Origin of the sequence: Streptomyces sp. NPDC057682 (assembly GCF_042799575.1) — a bacterium.
Lineage (GTDB): Bacteria > Actinomycetota > Actinomycetes > Streptomycetales > Streptomycetaceae > Streptomyces.
This window is the reverse complement of the sequence record NZ_JBHVIN010000014.1, coordinates 131,361-145,860: the sequence shown is the minus strand read 5'-3', so window position 1 is coordinate 145,860 and position 14,500 is coordinate 131,361. Positions and strand designations below refer to the sequence as shown.

The 14,500-nt window shown below is 72.1% G+C and carries 13 protein-coding genes; 11 read left to right on the top strand and 2 right to left on the bottom strand.

Features of this window, described 5'->3' with window-relative positions:
- Positions 1-79: 79 nt before the first annotated feature.
- The 8 genes from recG to mutM all read left to right on the top strand — a co-directional run bounded on the left by recG (position 80) and on the right by mutM (position 7,622).
- Positions 80-2,317 carry an ATP-dependent DNA helicase RecG gene (gene recG, locus ACFVDM_RS25230; protein ID WP_383644296.1) on the top strand — a complete coding sequence of 746 codons (2,238 nt, stop codon included), beginning with the start codon at positions 80-82 and terminating at the stop codon, positions 2,315-2,317.
- 172 nt (positions 2,318-2,489) lie between these two features.
- Positions 2,490-3,074, top strand: coding sequence for a 16S rRNA (guanine(966)-N(2))-methyltransferase RsmD (gene rsmD, locus ACFVDM_RS25225; protein WP_383644293.1), 585 nt, complete (start codon positions 2,490-2,492; stop codon positions 3,072-3,074).
- Positions 3,075-3,100: 26 nt separating this feature from the next.
- On the top strand, positions 3,101-3,580 hold the full coding sequence (coaD, locus tag ACFVDM_RS25220; RefSeq protein WP_383644597.1) for a pantetheine-phosphate adenylyltransferase: 480 nt from the start codon (positions 3,101-3,103) through the stop codon (positions 3,578-3,580).
- Positions 3,581-3,678: 98 nt separating this feature from the next.
- A complete protein-coding gene (locus tag ACFVDM_RS25215) occupies positions 3,679-4,827 on the top strand; it encodes a cell division initiation protein (RefSeq protein ID WP_383644290.1) in 1,149 nt (382 codons plus the stop codon).
- 217 nt (positions 4,828-5,044) lie between these two features.
- A complete protein-coding gene (locus tag ACFVDM_RS25210) occupies positions 5,045-5,653 on the top strand; it encodes a YceD family protein (protein ID WP_383644594.1) in 609 nt (202 codons plus the stop codon).
- 2 nt (positions 5,654-5,655) lie between these two features.
- Complete coding sequence (gene rpmF / locus ACFVDM_RS25205) at positions 5,656-5,829, top strand: 50S ribosomal protein L32 (protein ID WP_003965982.1); 174 nt, start codon at positions 5,656-5,658, stop codon at positions 5,827-5,829.
- A gap of 19 nt (positions 5,830-5,848) precedes the next feature.
- Positions 5,849-6,670: a ribonuclease III gene (gene rnc, locus ACFVDM_RS25200; protein WP_383644287.1), complete on the top strand. Its 822-nt coding sequence runs from the start codon at positions 5,849-5,851 to the stop codon at positions 6,668-6,670.
- 85 nt (positions 6,671-6,755) lie between these two features.
- Positions 6,756-7,622 (top strand): bifunctional DNA-formamidopyrimidine glycosylase/DNA-(apurinic or apyrimidinic site) lyase, encoded by an 867-nt coding sequence (mutM, locus tag ACFVDM_RS25195; protein WP_383644284.1) that lies wholly within the window; start codon positions 6,756-6,758, stop codon positions 7,620-7,622.
- On the opposite strand, the gene ACFVDM_RS25190 is transcribed toward mutM, so the two are convergent.
- Both ACFVDM_RS25190 and ACFVDM_RS25185 read right to left on the bottom strand, forming a co-directional pair.
- Entirely contained in the window at positions 7,619-8,041 is a 423-nt protein-coding gene (locus ACFVDM_RS25190; RefSeq protein ID WP_383644281.1) for a winged helix-turn-helix transcriptional regulator, read from the bottom strand. The genes mutM and ACFVDM_RS25190 overlap by 4 nt on opposite strands.
- Before the next feature lie 127 nt (positions 8,042-8,168).
- On the bottom strand, positions 8,169-9,161 hold the full coding sequence (locus ACFVDM_RS25185) for a CAP domain-containing protein (protein ID WP_383644278.1): 993 nt from the start codon (positions 9,159-9,161) through the stop codon (positions 8,169-8,171).
- A gap of 144 nt (positions 9,162-9,305) precedes the next feature.
- On the opposite strand from ACFVDM_RS25185, the gene ACFVDM_RS25180 reads away from it, so the two are divergent.
- From ACFVDM_RS25180 to ACFVDM_RS25170, 3 genes are all read left to right on the top strand, one after another.
- Complete coding sequence (locus tag ACFVDM_RS25180; RefSeq protein WP_026242487.1) at positions 9,306-9,587, top strand: acylphosphatase; 282 nt, start codon at positions 9,306-9,308, stop codon at positions 9,585-9,587.
- A gap of 440 nt (positions 9,588-10,027) precedes the next feature.
- The gene (locus tag ACFVDM_RS25175) at positions 10,028-10,240 is read left to right on the top strand and encodes a hypothetical protein (protein ID WP_383644275.1); all 213 of its coding nucleotides are present in this window, start codon (positions 10,028-10,030) and stop codon (positions 10,238-10,240) included.
- 369 nt (positions 10,241-10,609) lie between these two features.
- On the top strand, positions 10,610-14,491 hold the full coding sequence (locus ACFVDM_RS25170; protein WP_383644272.1) for an AAA family ATPase: 3,882 nt from the start codon (positions 10,610-10,612) through the stop codon (positions 14,489-14,491).
- Positions 14,492-14,500: the final 9 nt, after the last annotated feature.

The window sequence follows — 14,500 nt, the reverse complement described above, 5'->3', positions numbered from 1 at the left end:
GTCGGGCGACAAATCTGACCAGCGGTTTCGCAGGGTTCTGGCGGCGTCCCCGGCACGTCTGTCAGTGGAGTGGTGTGCAATGGATCGCGTGTCTGCGTTCGACGAACCCCTCAAGAAGCTCCTTGGCGGTGCCACCGCGAAGGTGATGGCCGACCACCTCGACCTGCACACGGTCGGTGATCTGCTGCACCACTACCCGCGGCGGTACGAGGAGCGGGGGCGGCTCACGGCGCTGACCGATCTCCCGCTCGACGAGCACGTGACGGTCGTCGCCCAGGTCGCCGACGCCCGGGTGCTGACGTTCAACGGAGGCCGGGGCAGCGGCAGGCGCCTCGAAGTCACGCTCACCGACGGCCACGGCCGGCTCCAGCTCGTCTTCTTCGGCCACGGCGTCCACAAACCGCACAAGGAGCTGCTGCCGGGCCGGCGCGCCATGTTCGCCGGCAAGGTCTCCGTCTTCAACCGCAAGACACAGCTCGCCCACCCCACCTACCAGCTGCTCGACGCCGACCCGGCCGACGAGAGCGGCGCCGCCGAGGCCGTGGACGCCTTCGCGGGCCGGCTGCTGCCGATCTACCCCGCCTGCAAGCAGCTCGACTCCTGGCGGATCGCCAAGGCGGTCGACGCCGTGCTGCCCAGCGCCCGGGAGGCCGTCGACCCGCTGCCCCCGGCGCTGCGCGAGGGCCGCGGCTTCGCCGCGCTGCCCGAGGCCCTGCTGAAGATCCACCGGCCGCAGACCAAGGCCGACATCGCGGAGGCCAGGGAGCGGCTGAAATGGGACGAGGCCTTCGTCCTCCAGGTCGCCCTGGCCCGCCGGAGGCACACGGAGACCCAGCTGCCCGCCACCGCCCGCCGGCCCGCCCCGGACGGACTCCTCGACGCCTTCGACGCCAAGCTCCCCTTCACCCTCACCGACGGCCAGCGGAAGGTCTCAGAGGAGATCTTCGACGACCTCGCCACCGAGCACCCCATGCACCGCCTCCTCCAGGGGGAGGTCGGATCCGGGAAGACCATGGTGGCCCTGCGCGCCATGCTCGCGGTCGTGGACGCCGGCGGCCAGGCCGCGATGCTCGCCCCCACCGAGGTCCTCGCCCAGCAGCACCACCGCTCGGTCACCGAGATGATGGGGGAGCTGGCCGAAGGCGGCATGTTGGGCGGTGCCGAGCTGGGTACGAAGGTCGTACTGCTCACCGGATCGATGGGGACCGCCGCCCGCCGGCAGGCCCTGCTCGACCTGGTCACCGGCGAGGCCGGCATCGTCATCGGGACGCACGCGCTGATCGAGGACAAGGTCAAGTTCCACGACCTCGGCCTGGTCGTCGTGGACGAGCAGCACCGCTTCGGGGTCGAACAGCGCGACGCCCTTCGCTCCAAGGCGCACTCCCAGGGGGAGAAGAGGTCCCCGCACCTGCTCGTCATGACCGCGACCCCCATCCCCCGGACGGTCGCCATGACCGTCTTCGGGGACCTGGAGACCTCCGTCCTCGACCAGCTCCCGGCCGGCCGCTCACCCATCGCCAGCCATGTCGTCCCCGCCAAGGACAAGCCCCACTTCCTCAGCCGCGCCTGGGAACGGGTCCGCGAGGAGGTGGAGAACGGCCACCAGGCCTATGTCGTCTGCCCCCGCATCGGCGACGACGAGGACGACCCGGCGAAGAAGAAGGGGAAGAAGTCCGCCGAGGAGGAGGCCGCGGCGGACAAGCGCCCGCCGCTCGCCGTCCTGGACATCGCCGAGCAGCTCGCCAAGGGCCCCCTGCACGGTCTGCGCGTCGAGGTGCTGCACGGCAGGATGCAGCCGGACGACAAGGACGACGTGATGCGCCGCTTCGCCGCCGGCGACGTCGACGTCCTCGTCGCCACCACCGTCATCGAGGTCGGCGTCAACGTCCCCAACGCCACCGCCATGGTGATCATGGACGCCGACCGCTTCGGCGTCTCCCAGCTCCACCAGCTGCGCGGCCGGGTCGGCCGCGGCTCCGCCCCCGGGCTCTGCCTGCTGGTCAGCGAGGCCCACGAGGCGAGCCCCGCCCGCGCCCGGCTCTCCGCTGTCGCCGCCACCCTCGACGGCTTCGAGCTCTCCCGCATCGACCTCGAACAGCGCCGCGAGGGCGACGTCCTCGGCCAGGCCCAGTCCGGCGTGCGGTCCTCGCTGCGGGTCCTCAGCGTCATCGACGACGAGGAGGTCATCGCAGCCGCCCGCCAGGAGGCCGCCGCCGTCGTCGCCGCCGACCCGGAGCTGGAGCACCTGCCGGAGCTGCGCACCGCGCTCGACGCGCTGGTCGACAAGGAGCGCGAGGAGTACCTCGACAAGGGCTGAGCGCGCGCCGGCGGATCCCCGTCCGGGCCCGAGGGGTCCGGACGAGGCCCGCCGGCACGGCTCCGGGCCGGGGAGACGCCCCGGGGCGCCCGGCCTCCGCCGACGCCATATCGTGGGGTGCACGGCGTCCGCAGCACCCTGCCCGCCGCCCCGAACCGAGGACCAGACACCCATGACCCGCGTGATCGCAGGCGTGGCCGGCGGACGCCGCCTGGCCGTCCCGCCCGGCACCGGCACCCGCCCCACCTCCGACCGCGCGCGGGAAGGCCTGTTCTCCACCTGGCAGGCGCTCCTCGGCACCCTCGACGGCATGCGGATCGCCGACCTCTACGCCGGTTCGGGGGCCGTCGGCCTCGAAGCGCTCTCCCGGGGCGCCGCCCACGCCCTGCTCGTGGAGGCCGACGCCGGGGCCGTCCGCACCGTCCGCGACAACGTCCGCACCCTGGGCCTGCCCGGCGCCGAGGTCCGGGCGGGCAAAGCCGAACAGATCGTGACAGGACCGCCCCCGGCCGACCCGTACGACATCGTCTTCCTCGACCCGCCCTACGCCGTCACGGACGACGATCTTGGCGAGATCCTGCTCACACTCCGTGCCCAGGGGTGGCTCGCGGACGATGCGCTCGTCACCGTGGAACGCAGCACCAGAGGCGGAGAATTCGGCTGGCCGGACGGCTTCGAACCACTGCGGGCCCGCCGCTACGGCGAGGGAACGCTTTGGTACGGTCGCGCCGCCGCTCCGTGCGAAGACGCACGATGACCGGACCGGAGAGCGAGGGAACCAAGTTGCGCCGCGCCGTCTGCCCGGGGTCGTTCGACCCCATCACCAACGGACATCTCGACATCATCGGCCGCGCCTCGAAGCTGTACGACGTCGTACATGTCGCGGTGATGATCAACCAGTCCAAAAAGGGTCTGTTCACGGTCGACGAGCGGATCGACCTGATCCGCCAGGTCACCTCGGACTTCGGCAACGTCCAGGTCGAGTCCTTCCACGGACTGCTGGTCGACTTCTGCAAGCAGCGCGACATCCCGGCGATCGTGAAGGGCCTGCGGGCCGTCAGCGACTTCGACTACGAACTCCAGATGGCCCAGATGAACAACGGGCTCTCGGGCGTCGAAACGCTCTTCGTGCCGACCAATCCGACCTACAGCTTCCTGTCGTCCTCGCTGGTCAAGGAGGTGGCGACCTGGGGCGGCGACGTCTCGCACCTGCTGCCGCCCCCGGTCCATGCCGCCCTGACCGAGCGCCTCGCCCAGCGCTGAGCCGCTGACGGCACGTCACCAGGTGTCGGGCGGGCACCGACTGGCCGTACAGTCGTCCCGTCCGTCTCCAATCCGCAGTAGAGAGTGGCGAGCACACGGTGGACGTGCAGAAGAAGCTCGACGAGATCGTCGAAGCGGTCGGGAACGCCCGGTCGATGCCCATGTCGGCGTCCTGCGTGGTCAACCGCGCCGACCTGCTCGCGATGCTCGAAGAGGTGCGCGAGGCCCTGCCCGGCTCGCTCGCCCAGGCGGCCGAGGTCATCGGTGGCCACGAGCAGCTCGTCGAGCAGGCCCGCCAGGAGGCCGGACGGATCATCGAGTCCGCCCACGCCGAGCGCGGCTCCCTCGTCTCCGACACCGAGGTCGCCCGCCGCGCGCAGGCGGAGGCCGACCGGATCCTCGGCGAGGCCCGCCAGGAGGCCGACGAGGTCCGCTCCGAGGCGGACGAGTACGTCGACAGCAAGCTCGCCAACTTCGAGGTCGTCCTCACCAAGACCATCGGTTCCGTCGACCGGGGCCGCGAGAAGCTGCTCGGCCGGGGCCAGGGCATCGACGAGCACGGCTACGAGGACCCCGATTTCACCGAGGCGCCCGAGCGCAGCGCCGACCCGGAGACGCTCCGGCGCCGCGCCGACGAGTACGTGGACACCAAGCTCGGCGCCTTCGAGGCCGTGCTCGCCAAGACCCTGGAGGCCGTCGGCCGGGGCCGGCAGAAGTTGCACGGCCGGGTCGCCACGGACGAGCTGGGCGCCCACATCGCCGCCCAGGACGCGGCGGGCGACCAGGGCCGCACCAGCGACGAGGACCACTGGGCCGGACTGGCCGAGATCGCCGCCCCGCAGCCGCTCCCGCAGCCCCGGCAGGGCGAGCCCGCGTACGGGGCGCAGCCGGAGCCGCAGTACGCGCAAACGTACGGCTACCAGGACCAGCGGCAGGACGCCTACGGGGACCAGCAGTCCCAGGACATCTACGGGGACCAGCGGCAGGACGCCTACCAGGAGCCCGTGCGGCAGGACGTCTACGGCTACCCGCAGCAGCCCGATCCCTATGCGGCCTACCAGCAGCAGGGCTACGACCCGAACCAGGGCCAGGCCGTGGCCCAGGGCGGCTACGACGCCTGGCAGCAGCCGGTCCAGGGCGGGCAGCAGCTCCCGCCCCAGGGCGAGGGCGCGCTGGACGAGACCAGCCTCTTCGACACCAGCATGATCGACCTGGACCAGCTCCGCCGGTACGAACAGGGGCGCTGACCGCTCCCCGGCGCCCGGGAGCGGGACGGGGGCGGGGAACGGGGCCGGATTGGGAGCTGGGCGGTGTGTCCAGTATCCTGGCTCTTCGGTCGCGCGTATGTCCGCGATCCCGGCTGCCCGCTTCGACTCCGGACCGGTCGGCCCCCACCCCCCTGACGCGCACGATCCGAAAGCAGGAAGACCCCTGAACGGCAACCTCGACCACCGCAACCCCCTCGTGTTCGATACGCACGAGCTGGGCCGGCGTCCTGGTGCCATGAAGCGGCTGACCCGCACGGTGGACGCCCCGAAGGACTTCGGGATCGACGGGGTCATCGGTGTGCCGGAGGGCGCGCCGGTGGAGCTGGAGCTCCGCCTCGAATCCGTCATGGAGGGTGTGCTCGTCACCGGCACCGCCCGTGCGGCCGCCGAGGGGGAGTGCGTAAGGTGTCTGGAGCCGCTGAGCCTTGAGGTCGAGGCGGACTTCCAGGAAATGTTCTCGTACCCTGACGCCGATGACCGGAACGGTGGCAAGTCCGCCGCCCCGGTCGACGACGCCGAGGACGACGAGGACAGGTTCTTCCTCGAGGACGGCTTGCTCGACCTCGAGTCGGTGCTGCGTGATGCGGTGGTGCTCGCACTGCCGATGCAGCCGGTGTGCCGGGAGACCTGCGCCGGTCTGTGCTCCGAGTGCGGAGTCAGGCTGGACGAGAATCCCGGTCACCACCACGATGCCGTCGACGCTCGTTGGGCGGCACTGCAAGGACTCGCCGAGACCATTCAGGACGGCGAGAAGGACAACATGGGCGGCGCCGGCACCGGCGTCGACGAGAAGCAGGAGAAGTAGCCGTGGCTGTTCCGAAGCGGAAGATGTCGCGCAGCAACACGCGCCACCGCCGGTCGCAGTGGAAGGCTGCGGTCCCCACCCTGGTTTCGTGCGAGCGTTGCCAGGAGCCGAAGCTGCAGCACATCGCGTGCCCCAGCTGCGGCACGTACAACAAGCGCCAGGTCCTCGAGGTCTGAGCGGCTGGTGAGAGGCCCGATGTCTGAGTTGTCCCACGCCAAGAAGCAGGCAGACAACGTCAACACAGCCTCGTCCCACACGCTTCTGGAAGGGCGGCTCGGGTATCACCTCGAGTCCGCCCTTCTGGTGCGTGCGCTGACCCATCGTTCGTACGCGTACGAGAACGGCGGTCTGCCCACCAACGAACGGCTCGAGTTCCTCGGGGACTCGGTGCTCGGTCTGGTGGTCACCGACACGCTGTACCGCACCCACCCCGACCTGCCCGAAGGCCAACTGGCCAAGTTGCGGGCCGCGGTGGTCAACTCTCGTGCGCTGGCGGAAGTGGGCCGCGGCCTCGAACTCGGCTCCTTCATCCGGCTCGGCCGGGGCGAAGAGGGCACGGGCGGCCGGGACAAGGCCTCCATCCTCGCCGACACCCTCGAAGCGGTGATCGGCGCGGTCTATCTCGATCAGGGCCTCGACGCGGCATCGGAGCTGGTCCACCGGCTCTTCGATCCGCTGATCGACCGGTCCTCGAACCTCGGTGCCGGCCTGGACTGGAAGACCAGCCTCCAGGAGCTGACCGCGAGCGAGAGCCTCGGAGTCCCCGAGTACCTCGTCACGGAGACCGGCCCCGACCACGAGAAGACCTTTACTGCTGCCGCCCGCGTCGGTGGTGTCTCGTACGGCACCGGCACCGGCCGTAGCAAGAAGGAAGCGGAGCAGCAGGCGGCCGAGTCCGCCTGGCGCGAGATCAGCGCCGCCGCGGAAGCACGGGAGGCGGAGGCCAAGGCCGCCGCCGACGGAGGGGCCGCCGACACCCCTGCCGCCCCGTCGTCCACGGACGCCGCTCCGGCCTGATCCACGAGACCCCCGGTGCGCCCGCGCACCGGGGGTTCTCCGTGCCCGAATCCCACCGCCCCACCTGATCCAGGAGAACCGGACCGTGCCCGAGCTGCCCGAGGTCGAAGTAGTCCGGCGCGGTCTCGAACGCTGGGTCACCGGCCGCAGGGTCGAGGACGTGGAGGTCCTGCACCCGCGCGCGGTCCGCCGCCATCTCGCCGGAGGCCCCGACTTCGCGGCCCGGCTCGCCGGAGCGCGCCTCGGCACGGCGATGCGGCGCGGCAAATACCTCTGGGTACCCCTCGACGACGCCGACACCTCGCTCCTCGGCCACCTCGGCATGAGCGGCCAGCTCCTCGTCCAGCCCGAGGACGCACCCGACGAGAAGCACCTGAGGGTCAGGGTCCGCTTCGCCGACAGCACCGGCACCGAACTCCGCTTCGTCGACCAGCGCACCTTCGGCGGGCTCTCGCTCCACGAGAACACCCCCGACGGACTGCCCGACACCATCGCGCACATCGCCCGCGACCCCCTGGACCCGGCCTTCGACGACGCCGCCTTCCACACCGCGCTCCGCCTGCGCCGCACCACCGTCAAACGCGCCCTGCTCGACCAGTCGCTGATCAGCGGGGTCGGCAACATCTACGCGGACGAGGCGCTCTGGCGCTCCCGGCTGCACTACGACCGGGCGACCGCCACGCTGACCAGGCCGAGGACGGCCGAGCTGCTGGGTCACGTCCGGGACGTGATGAACGCGGCGCTCGCACAGGGCGGCACCAGTTTCGACAGCCTCTATGTGAACGTGAACGGGGAGTCGGGCTACTTCGACCGCTCGCTCGACGCCTACGGCCGCGAGGACGAGCCCTGCCACCGCTGCGGTACGGCGATGCGACGGCGCCCCTGGATGAACCGGTCGAGCTACTTCTGCCCCCGCTGCCAGCGCCCGCCGCGTCCCGGAGCCGTGTCCTAGGAGGCGTCGGCCGGTGCCCTGTGCGCCGTGTCGTAGCGCGCGCGGGCGTCGAGCACCTCGGACATCCGGCCCTCGACCAGCTCGATGAGGGCCAGCAGCCGGGCGGTGACCTCACGCCCGAGCGGGGTCAGCTCGTAGTCGACCCGGGGCGGATTGGTGGGCTGCGCCTCGCGGTGGACCAGCCCGTCGCGCTCCAGGGCGTGCAGGGTCTGGGAGAGCATCTTCTCGCTCACCCCGTCGACCCGGCGGCGCAGCGCGTTGAACCGGAGGCTTCCCTCGTACAGCGCGCCGAGCGTCAGACTGCCCCAGCGGCCCGTGGCGTGCTCCAGTGTGGAGCGGGAAGGGCACCGCCGGGAGAACACGTCGAAGAGGAGCGCGTCGACCGCTCCGTCGTTCTCGTCGCCGGGGTTCTCGTGCATGGAGACAGCGTACGCCCCACAGCGCTTTCCACGGGTTTGCGCAAACCGCGGGAAAGGCTGTGGGGCGTACGGGGAATCCGTGCCCGGTGGTGCGGGCGGCGGGGCCGGCGGGCGGTCCCGGCCGTCCTCAGAAACCGAAGTCCTGGGTCCACCACGGGCCGCCGGCACCGAAGTGGACGCCGACGCCGAGGGTCGTGTAATCGCAGTTGAGAATGTTTGCCCGGTGGCCCTCGCTGGCCATCCAGGCGTCCATCACGGCCTGGGCGTCGGCCTGGCCGCGGGCGATGTTCTCACCGCCGAGCCCCGAGACACCGGCCGCGGAGGCGCGGTCCCAGGGGGTTTTGCCGTCGGGGTCCGTGTGGTCGAAGAACCCGCGGGCGGCCATGTCGTCGCTGAAGTTCTGGGCCAGCGAGGCGAGCGAGTTGTTCGCCTTGACCGGGGTGCAGCCGACCTTGGCGCGCTCCTGGTTGACGAGGGCGAGCACGGCGGCCTCGGCCGAGGCGGCGGTGCCCGGGGAGGCCGGAGCGGTGGCGGCCTTGACGGCCGTGGACGGGCTGGGCGCGGCGGCGGGTGCCGCGCTCCTCGTCGCCGGGGCGGAGGCCGTCGGCTTCTTCGCGGCCGGGGCGGACGAGGTCTTCGTCGCGGCGGCGGACCGCTCGGCCTGCCTGGTCGCGGCGGGTGTCCGGGTCGGGGACGCGCTCTTCGACGGGCTCGCGGAGGCGCTCGTGGACGGGGCCGCGGAGCTGGTCGCGGCCTTGGGCGAGACCGTCCGGGCGGGCGCCTCGGCGCGCGCCGTACCCCGGCTGGCCGGGGCGGAGGAGGTCGCGCGGTCGGCCGGCGCGGTCCGGCCCCCGTCCTGCGACAGCAGATTCGGGGCGGCCTCGGAGCGGACCCGGTCGGTGGCCGGGCCACCGCTCACGACGGAGCTGTCGCTACCGGGTATCAGGCCGGTGGCCACGGCGACGGCGCCGACGGCCACGGCGGCGGAGACCCCGAGCAGCCCGGTGCGCATCGGCAGGCCGCCGAGCTTTCCCCGGCGCGCGGTCCGGTCGTGGCCCGCGGCCCCGTCGGTGGACTGTTCAGCGGCGGGAGCTGCCGCGGAGCGTCGATGGCGTCCCATCTGCTGTGCCCTTCTGACGATCTGGACGCCGTTGTCGGCGCACCTTTGCTCACCCGAACGAGTGAAGCTATTGCGAGGGGACTGTACGCCATGAGGAATCGGAGGGAAGTGCTCCGAAAGCAATTGGCCGGTTAGCGTTCGGGCATGAACGAAGATGTGCGCCTCACCGCATGGGTACGCGGCCGAGTACAGCAAGTAGGGTTCCGCTGGTTCACCAGGGCAAACGCTTTGGAGATCGGTGGCCTCACCGGATTCGCCCTGAATCTCGACGACGGCCGGGTGCAGGTCGTGGCGGAGGGTCGGCGTGAGAATTGCCACCGCCTGCTCGACTGGCTCCGCTCGGACGACACTCCCGGCCGGGTCGACGGAGTCACTGAGATCTGGGACACGCCGCGCGGTGGATACGAGGGCTTCGCGATCCGCTGATCATGCTCCCCGGGAGGGTGTGCAGGGGGCTCGTGTCCGTACCGTGTCCGGCGTGTGTCGCGGGGTGACGGCGGGGGCGCCGGCCCCGCGTACACATGAAATGACCTGCGGAATGTCCTGATGGTTGCCAAGATTCGGTTGCCGTGCCAGGCTGCGGCGACAAGGATGATCCCAGGACCCCCGAGGGCCCCGCAGGAGAGTCGCGCCGCATGATCGTCACCGCCGCGCGCCCCCGGGCCGCCCGCCTCTACGGGGTGTGATCGTGTTGACCGTCAAACTTTTTGGTGAGACGCTGAAATCCCCGCGCACCTCAGCTGTTCGGCAGGGCTGTTTGGCAGCAGAACAGCAGTGCACACAGAGCACTGCCGAGCACCGCGGGTGCGAATCCCTCACGACCCACACCGCATCGGTCGGTCACTCAGTGTGGAGGACCATCCATCATGGCAAAGGCGCTTCTCGGTTACGTCGGCGGTTCCGACCCGCGACTTCTCGCCGAGATGCGACGGCTCCAGCAGCGCGTCCAGGATCTTGAGTCCGAGCTCGTACGGATTCAGGACGAGAACGACGCGCTCAACGCCGCCGCCCAGCACCAGCAGTCGCTGCTCGAAAGCATCGACATCGACGTACCCCAGGCGGAGCCGGCGCTGACCTGACCGCAGGGCCCCTTCTTTCCGGGGCCGGTCGGGTCATACGCGTCAACCGCACGGGAATCATCGCCGGAACGTCACCGGATCATTGAAGATCAATTGCCGGAATCACCTGCATCACGTGTGCTCCACGGCCGCTGATCTGCTTCTTCGTCCGCCGCGTCATTGATCCGGTACGCACGCCTTCAACGGGGGCGACGGATCGGTCGACGCGGCACCGCACACGAAATCATTGGGGACGCTTCGGCGTCCCTTCTTTCTTTTCCCCTCCGGCCCGCGCAGGTCCCGCCCCGGGCGTACACCCCTTCCCTTACCGTCTGATGTGCCCTGCACCTTCATCAGCGAAACCGAGCGTGAAAGGTAGAGTCCGGCGGCGTGCACCTCAAGGCCCTGACCCTGCGTGGTTTCAAATCGTTCGCGTCCGCCACCACCCTGCGGTTCGAACCCGGTATCACCTGTGTCGTCGGCCCCAACGGGTCGGGCAAGTCCAATGTGGTGGACGCGCTCTCCTGGGTCATGGGGGAGCAGGGCGCCAAATCCCTGCGCGGCGGCAAGATGGAGGACGTCATCTTCGCCGGCACCACCGGGCGTCCGCCGCTCGGCCGGGCCGAGGTCTCGCTGACGATCGACAACTCCGACGGGGCGCTGCCCATCGAGTACGCCGAGGTGACGATCACCCGGATCATGTTCCGCAACGGCGGCAGCGAGTACCAGATCAACGGGGACACCTGCCGGCTGCTCGACATCCAGGAACTCCTCTCCGACTCCGGGATCGGCAGGGAGATGCACGTCATCGTCGGCCAGGGCCAGCTGGACTCCGTCCTGCACGCCGACCCGACGGGCCGTCGCGCGTTCATCGAGGAGGCCGCGGGCGTCCTCAAGCACCGCAAGCGCAAGGAGAAGGCGCTGCGGAAGCTCGACGCGATGGGCGCCAATCTGGCCAGGGTCCAGGACCTCACCGACGAACTGAGGAGGCAGCTCAAGCCACTCGGCCGGCAGGCGGCGGTGGCCCGCCGGGCCGCCGTCATCCAGGCCGACCTCCGCGACGCCCGGCTCCGCCTCCTCGCCGACGACCTGGTCACCCTGCGCACCGCGCTCCAGGGCGAGATCGCGGACGAGGCCGCGCTCAAGCAGCGCCGCGAGGCGGCCGAGGCGGAGCTCGGCGCCGCCCTGGCGCGCGAGGCCGAACTGGAGGACGAGGTACGGAGGCTGACGCCGAGGCTCCAGCGGGCCCAGCAGACCTGGTACGAGCTGTCGCAGCTCGCCGAGCGGGTACGCGGCACGATCTCGCTGGCCGACGCCCGGGTGAAGAGCGCCACCGCGCCCCAGGAGGAGGAGCGCCGCGGGCGCGACCCCGAGGACATGGAGCGCGAGGCGGCCCGCATCCGCGAGCAGGAGGCCGAGCTCACCGCCGCGCTGGAGGCGGCCGAGCACGCCCTGGAGGACACCGCCGCCCACCGCGCGGAGCTGGAGCGGGAACTGGCAGCCGAGGAGCGCCGCCTCAAGGACGCCGCCCGCGCCCTGGCCGACCGCCGCGAAGGGCTCGCCCGGCTGAACGGCCAGGTCAACGCCGCGCGCGGCCGGGCCGCTTCCGCGCAGGCGGAGATCGACCGGCTGGCCGAGGCCCGCGACGAGGCCCAGGAACGGGCGGTCGCGGCCCAGGAGGAGTACGAGCAGCTGAAGGCCGAGGTCGACGGCCTGGACGCCGACGACACGGAGCTGGGCGAGCGTCACGAGACCGCGCGCGGCGAGCTGAAGGAGGCCGAACGGGCCCTGTCCGCCGCCCGCGAGGAGGTCACCGCCGCCGAACGCAGACGCGCGGCGGTCGCGGCCCGGCACGACGCCCTGGCCCTCGGGCTGCGCCGCAAGGACGGGACGGAGGCGCTGCTCGGCGCCCGGGACCGGCTGACCGGACTGCTCGGCCCCGCCGCCGAACTGCTCACGGTCGCCCCCGGCTACGAGATCGCGGTGGCGGCCGCCCTGGGGGCGGCGGCGGACGCCGTCGCCGTGACGGACCCGGCCGCCGCGGCCGAGGCGATCCGGCTGCTCCGCAAGCAGGACGCGGGCCGCGCCGCACTGCTCCTCGGCGGCCCGAGGGGGCATGGCGGCGTTCCCGGCGCCGGGGACGGGCACGGGTCCACCGGACTCCATGACGGCGGAGCCCCGGACGGCCCCGGCGCCGAGCCGCACGTACCGGAACAGGGCGTGCCCGGTTCCTCGGCGGAACCGCACGTCCCCGGGCAGGGCGCTCCCCGGCCCGGACCCGCCGGGCCGTTTCCCGGGCAGGCCACCGACCCCCAGCGGGAGCCGGGCGCGGATTCGGACGGGACCGCCGGGACCGGCGGCGGCCCCGCGCGGCCCGTCGCCGCCCTCGCGGCCCAGGGACACCCCGCCGGTACGCCCACCGCCGCAGCGGTGGGTGCCACCGGGCCCACGGGGGCCGCGGCCGCGCTCGCCGTCGCCGATCTCGTCACCGGGCCCGTCGAACTGATGGCCGCCGTCCGCAGGCTGGTCCGGGACATGGTCGTGGTCGGGACGCTGGAGGACGCCGAGGACCTGGTCGCCGCCCGTCCGGAGCTGACCGCCGTCACCGGTGAGGGCGATGTGCTCTCCGCCCACTTCGCGCACGGCGGTTCGGCCGGCGCGCCCAGCCTGCTGGAGGTCCAGGCCTCCGTGGACGAGGCGGCGGCCGAGCTGGCCGAACTCGCCGTGCGGTGCGAGGAACTGGCCGAGGCGCAGCGGCGGGCGGCCGGGCTGCGCACGGACCGCGCCGCGCTCGTCGAGGAGCTGGGGGAGCGCCGCCGGGCCGCCGAACGGGAGAAGTCCGGCGTGGCCCAGCAGCTCGGCCGGCTGGCCGGGCAGGCCCGGGGCGCGGCGGGCGAGGCCGAGCGGATGACCGCCTCCGCCGCGCGTGCCCAGGAGGCCCTGGAACGGGCCACGGAGGAGGCCGGGGAACTCGCCGAACGGCTGCTGGTCGCCGAGGAGGCGGCCGGGGACGGGGCGGACGAGGAGCCGGACGCCTCGGTACGCGACCGGCTCGCCGCCGACGGCGCCAACGCCCGCCAGACCGAGATGGAGGCCCGCCTCCAGCTCCGTACCCACGAGGAACGCGTCAAGGCGCTCGCCGGGCGGGCCGACTCCCTGGACCGCGGCGCCCGCGCCGAACGCGAGGCGCGCGCCCGCGTCGAGCGCCGCCGCGCCCGGCTGCGCCACGAGGCCGCGGTGGCCACCGCCGTCGCTTCCGGGGCCCGGCAGCTCCTCGCGCACGTCGAGGTCTCCGTCGTACGGGCCGAGGAGGAGCGGCAGGCCGCGGACGCCTCGAAGGCGGGACGGGAACGGGAGCTGGCCGCCGAGCGCGCCCGGGGGCGGGAGCTGAAGGGCGAGCTGGACAAGCTGACCGACTCGGTCCACCGGGGCGAGGTGCTGGGCGCCGAGAAGCGGCTGCGGATCGAGCAGCTGGAGACGAAGGCGCTGGAGGAGCTGGGCGTCGAACCGGCCGGTCTGACGGCGGAGTACGGCCCCGACCAGCTCGTCCCGCCGTCGCCCGCCGCGCAGGGGGAGGAGCTGCCGGAGGATCCGGAGCATCCGCGCAACCTGCCGAGGCCGTTCGTGCGGGCCGAGCAGGAGAAACGGCTCCGGTCGGCCGAACGGGCGTACCAGCAACTCGGGAAGGTGAATCCGCTCGCCCTGGAGGAGTTCTCGGCGCTGGAGGAGCGGCACAAGTTCCTCTCCGAGCAGCTGGAGGACCTGAAGAAGACCCGGGCCGATCTGCTCCAGGTCGTCAAGGAGGTCGACGAACGGGTCGAGCAGGTCTTCACCGAGGCCTACCGCGACACCGCCCGGGAGTTCGAGGGCGTTTTTTCCCGGCTCTTCCCGGGCGGCGAGGGGCGGCTGATCCTGACCGACCCCGACAACATGCTCGCCACCGGGGTGGACGTGGAGGCCCGGCCGCCGGGCAAGAAGGTCAAGCGGCTCTCCCTGCTGTCCGGCGGGGAGCGGTCCCTGACCGCCGTGGCGCTGCTGGTCTCGATCTTCAAGGCCCGGCCGAGTCCGTTCTATGTGATGGACGAGGTCGAGGCGGCGCTCGACGACACCAATCTCCAGCGGCTGATCCGGATCATGGAGGAGCTCCAGGAGAGCTCCCAGCTCATCGTGATCACCCACCAGAAGCGGACGATGGAGGTCGCCGACGCGCTGTACGGCGTCTCGATGCAGGGCGACGGGGTCTCCAAGGTGATCAGTCAGCGGCTGCGCTGAGCGCGGCCG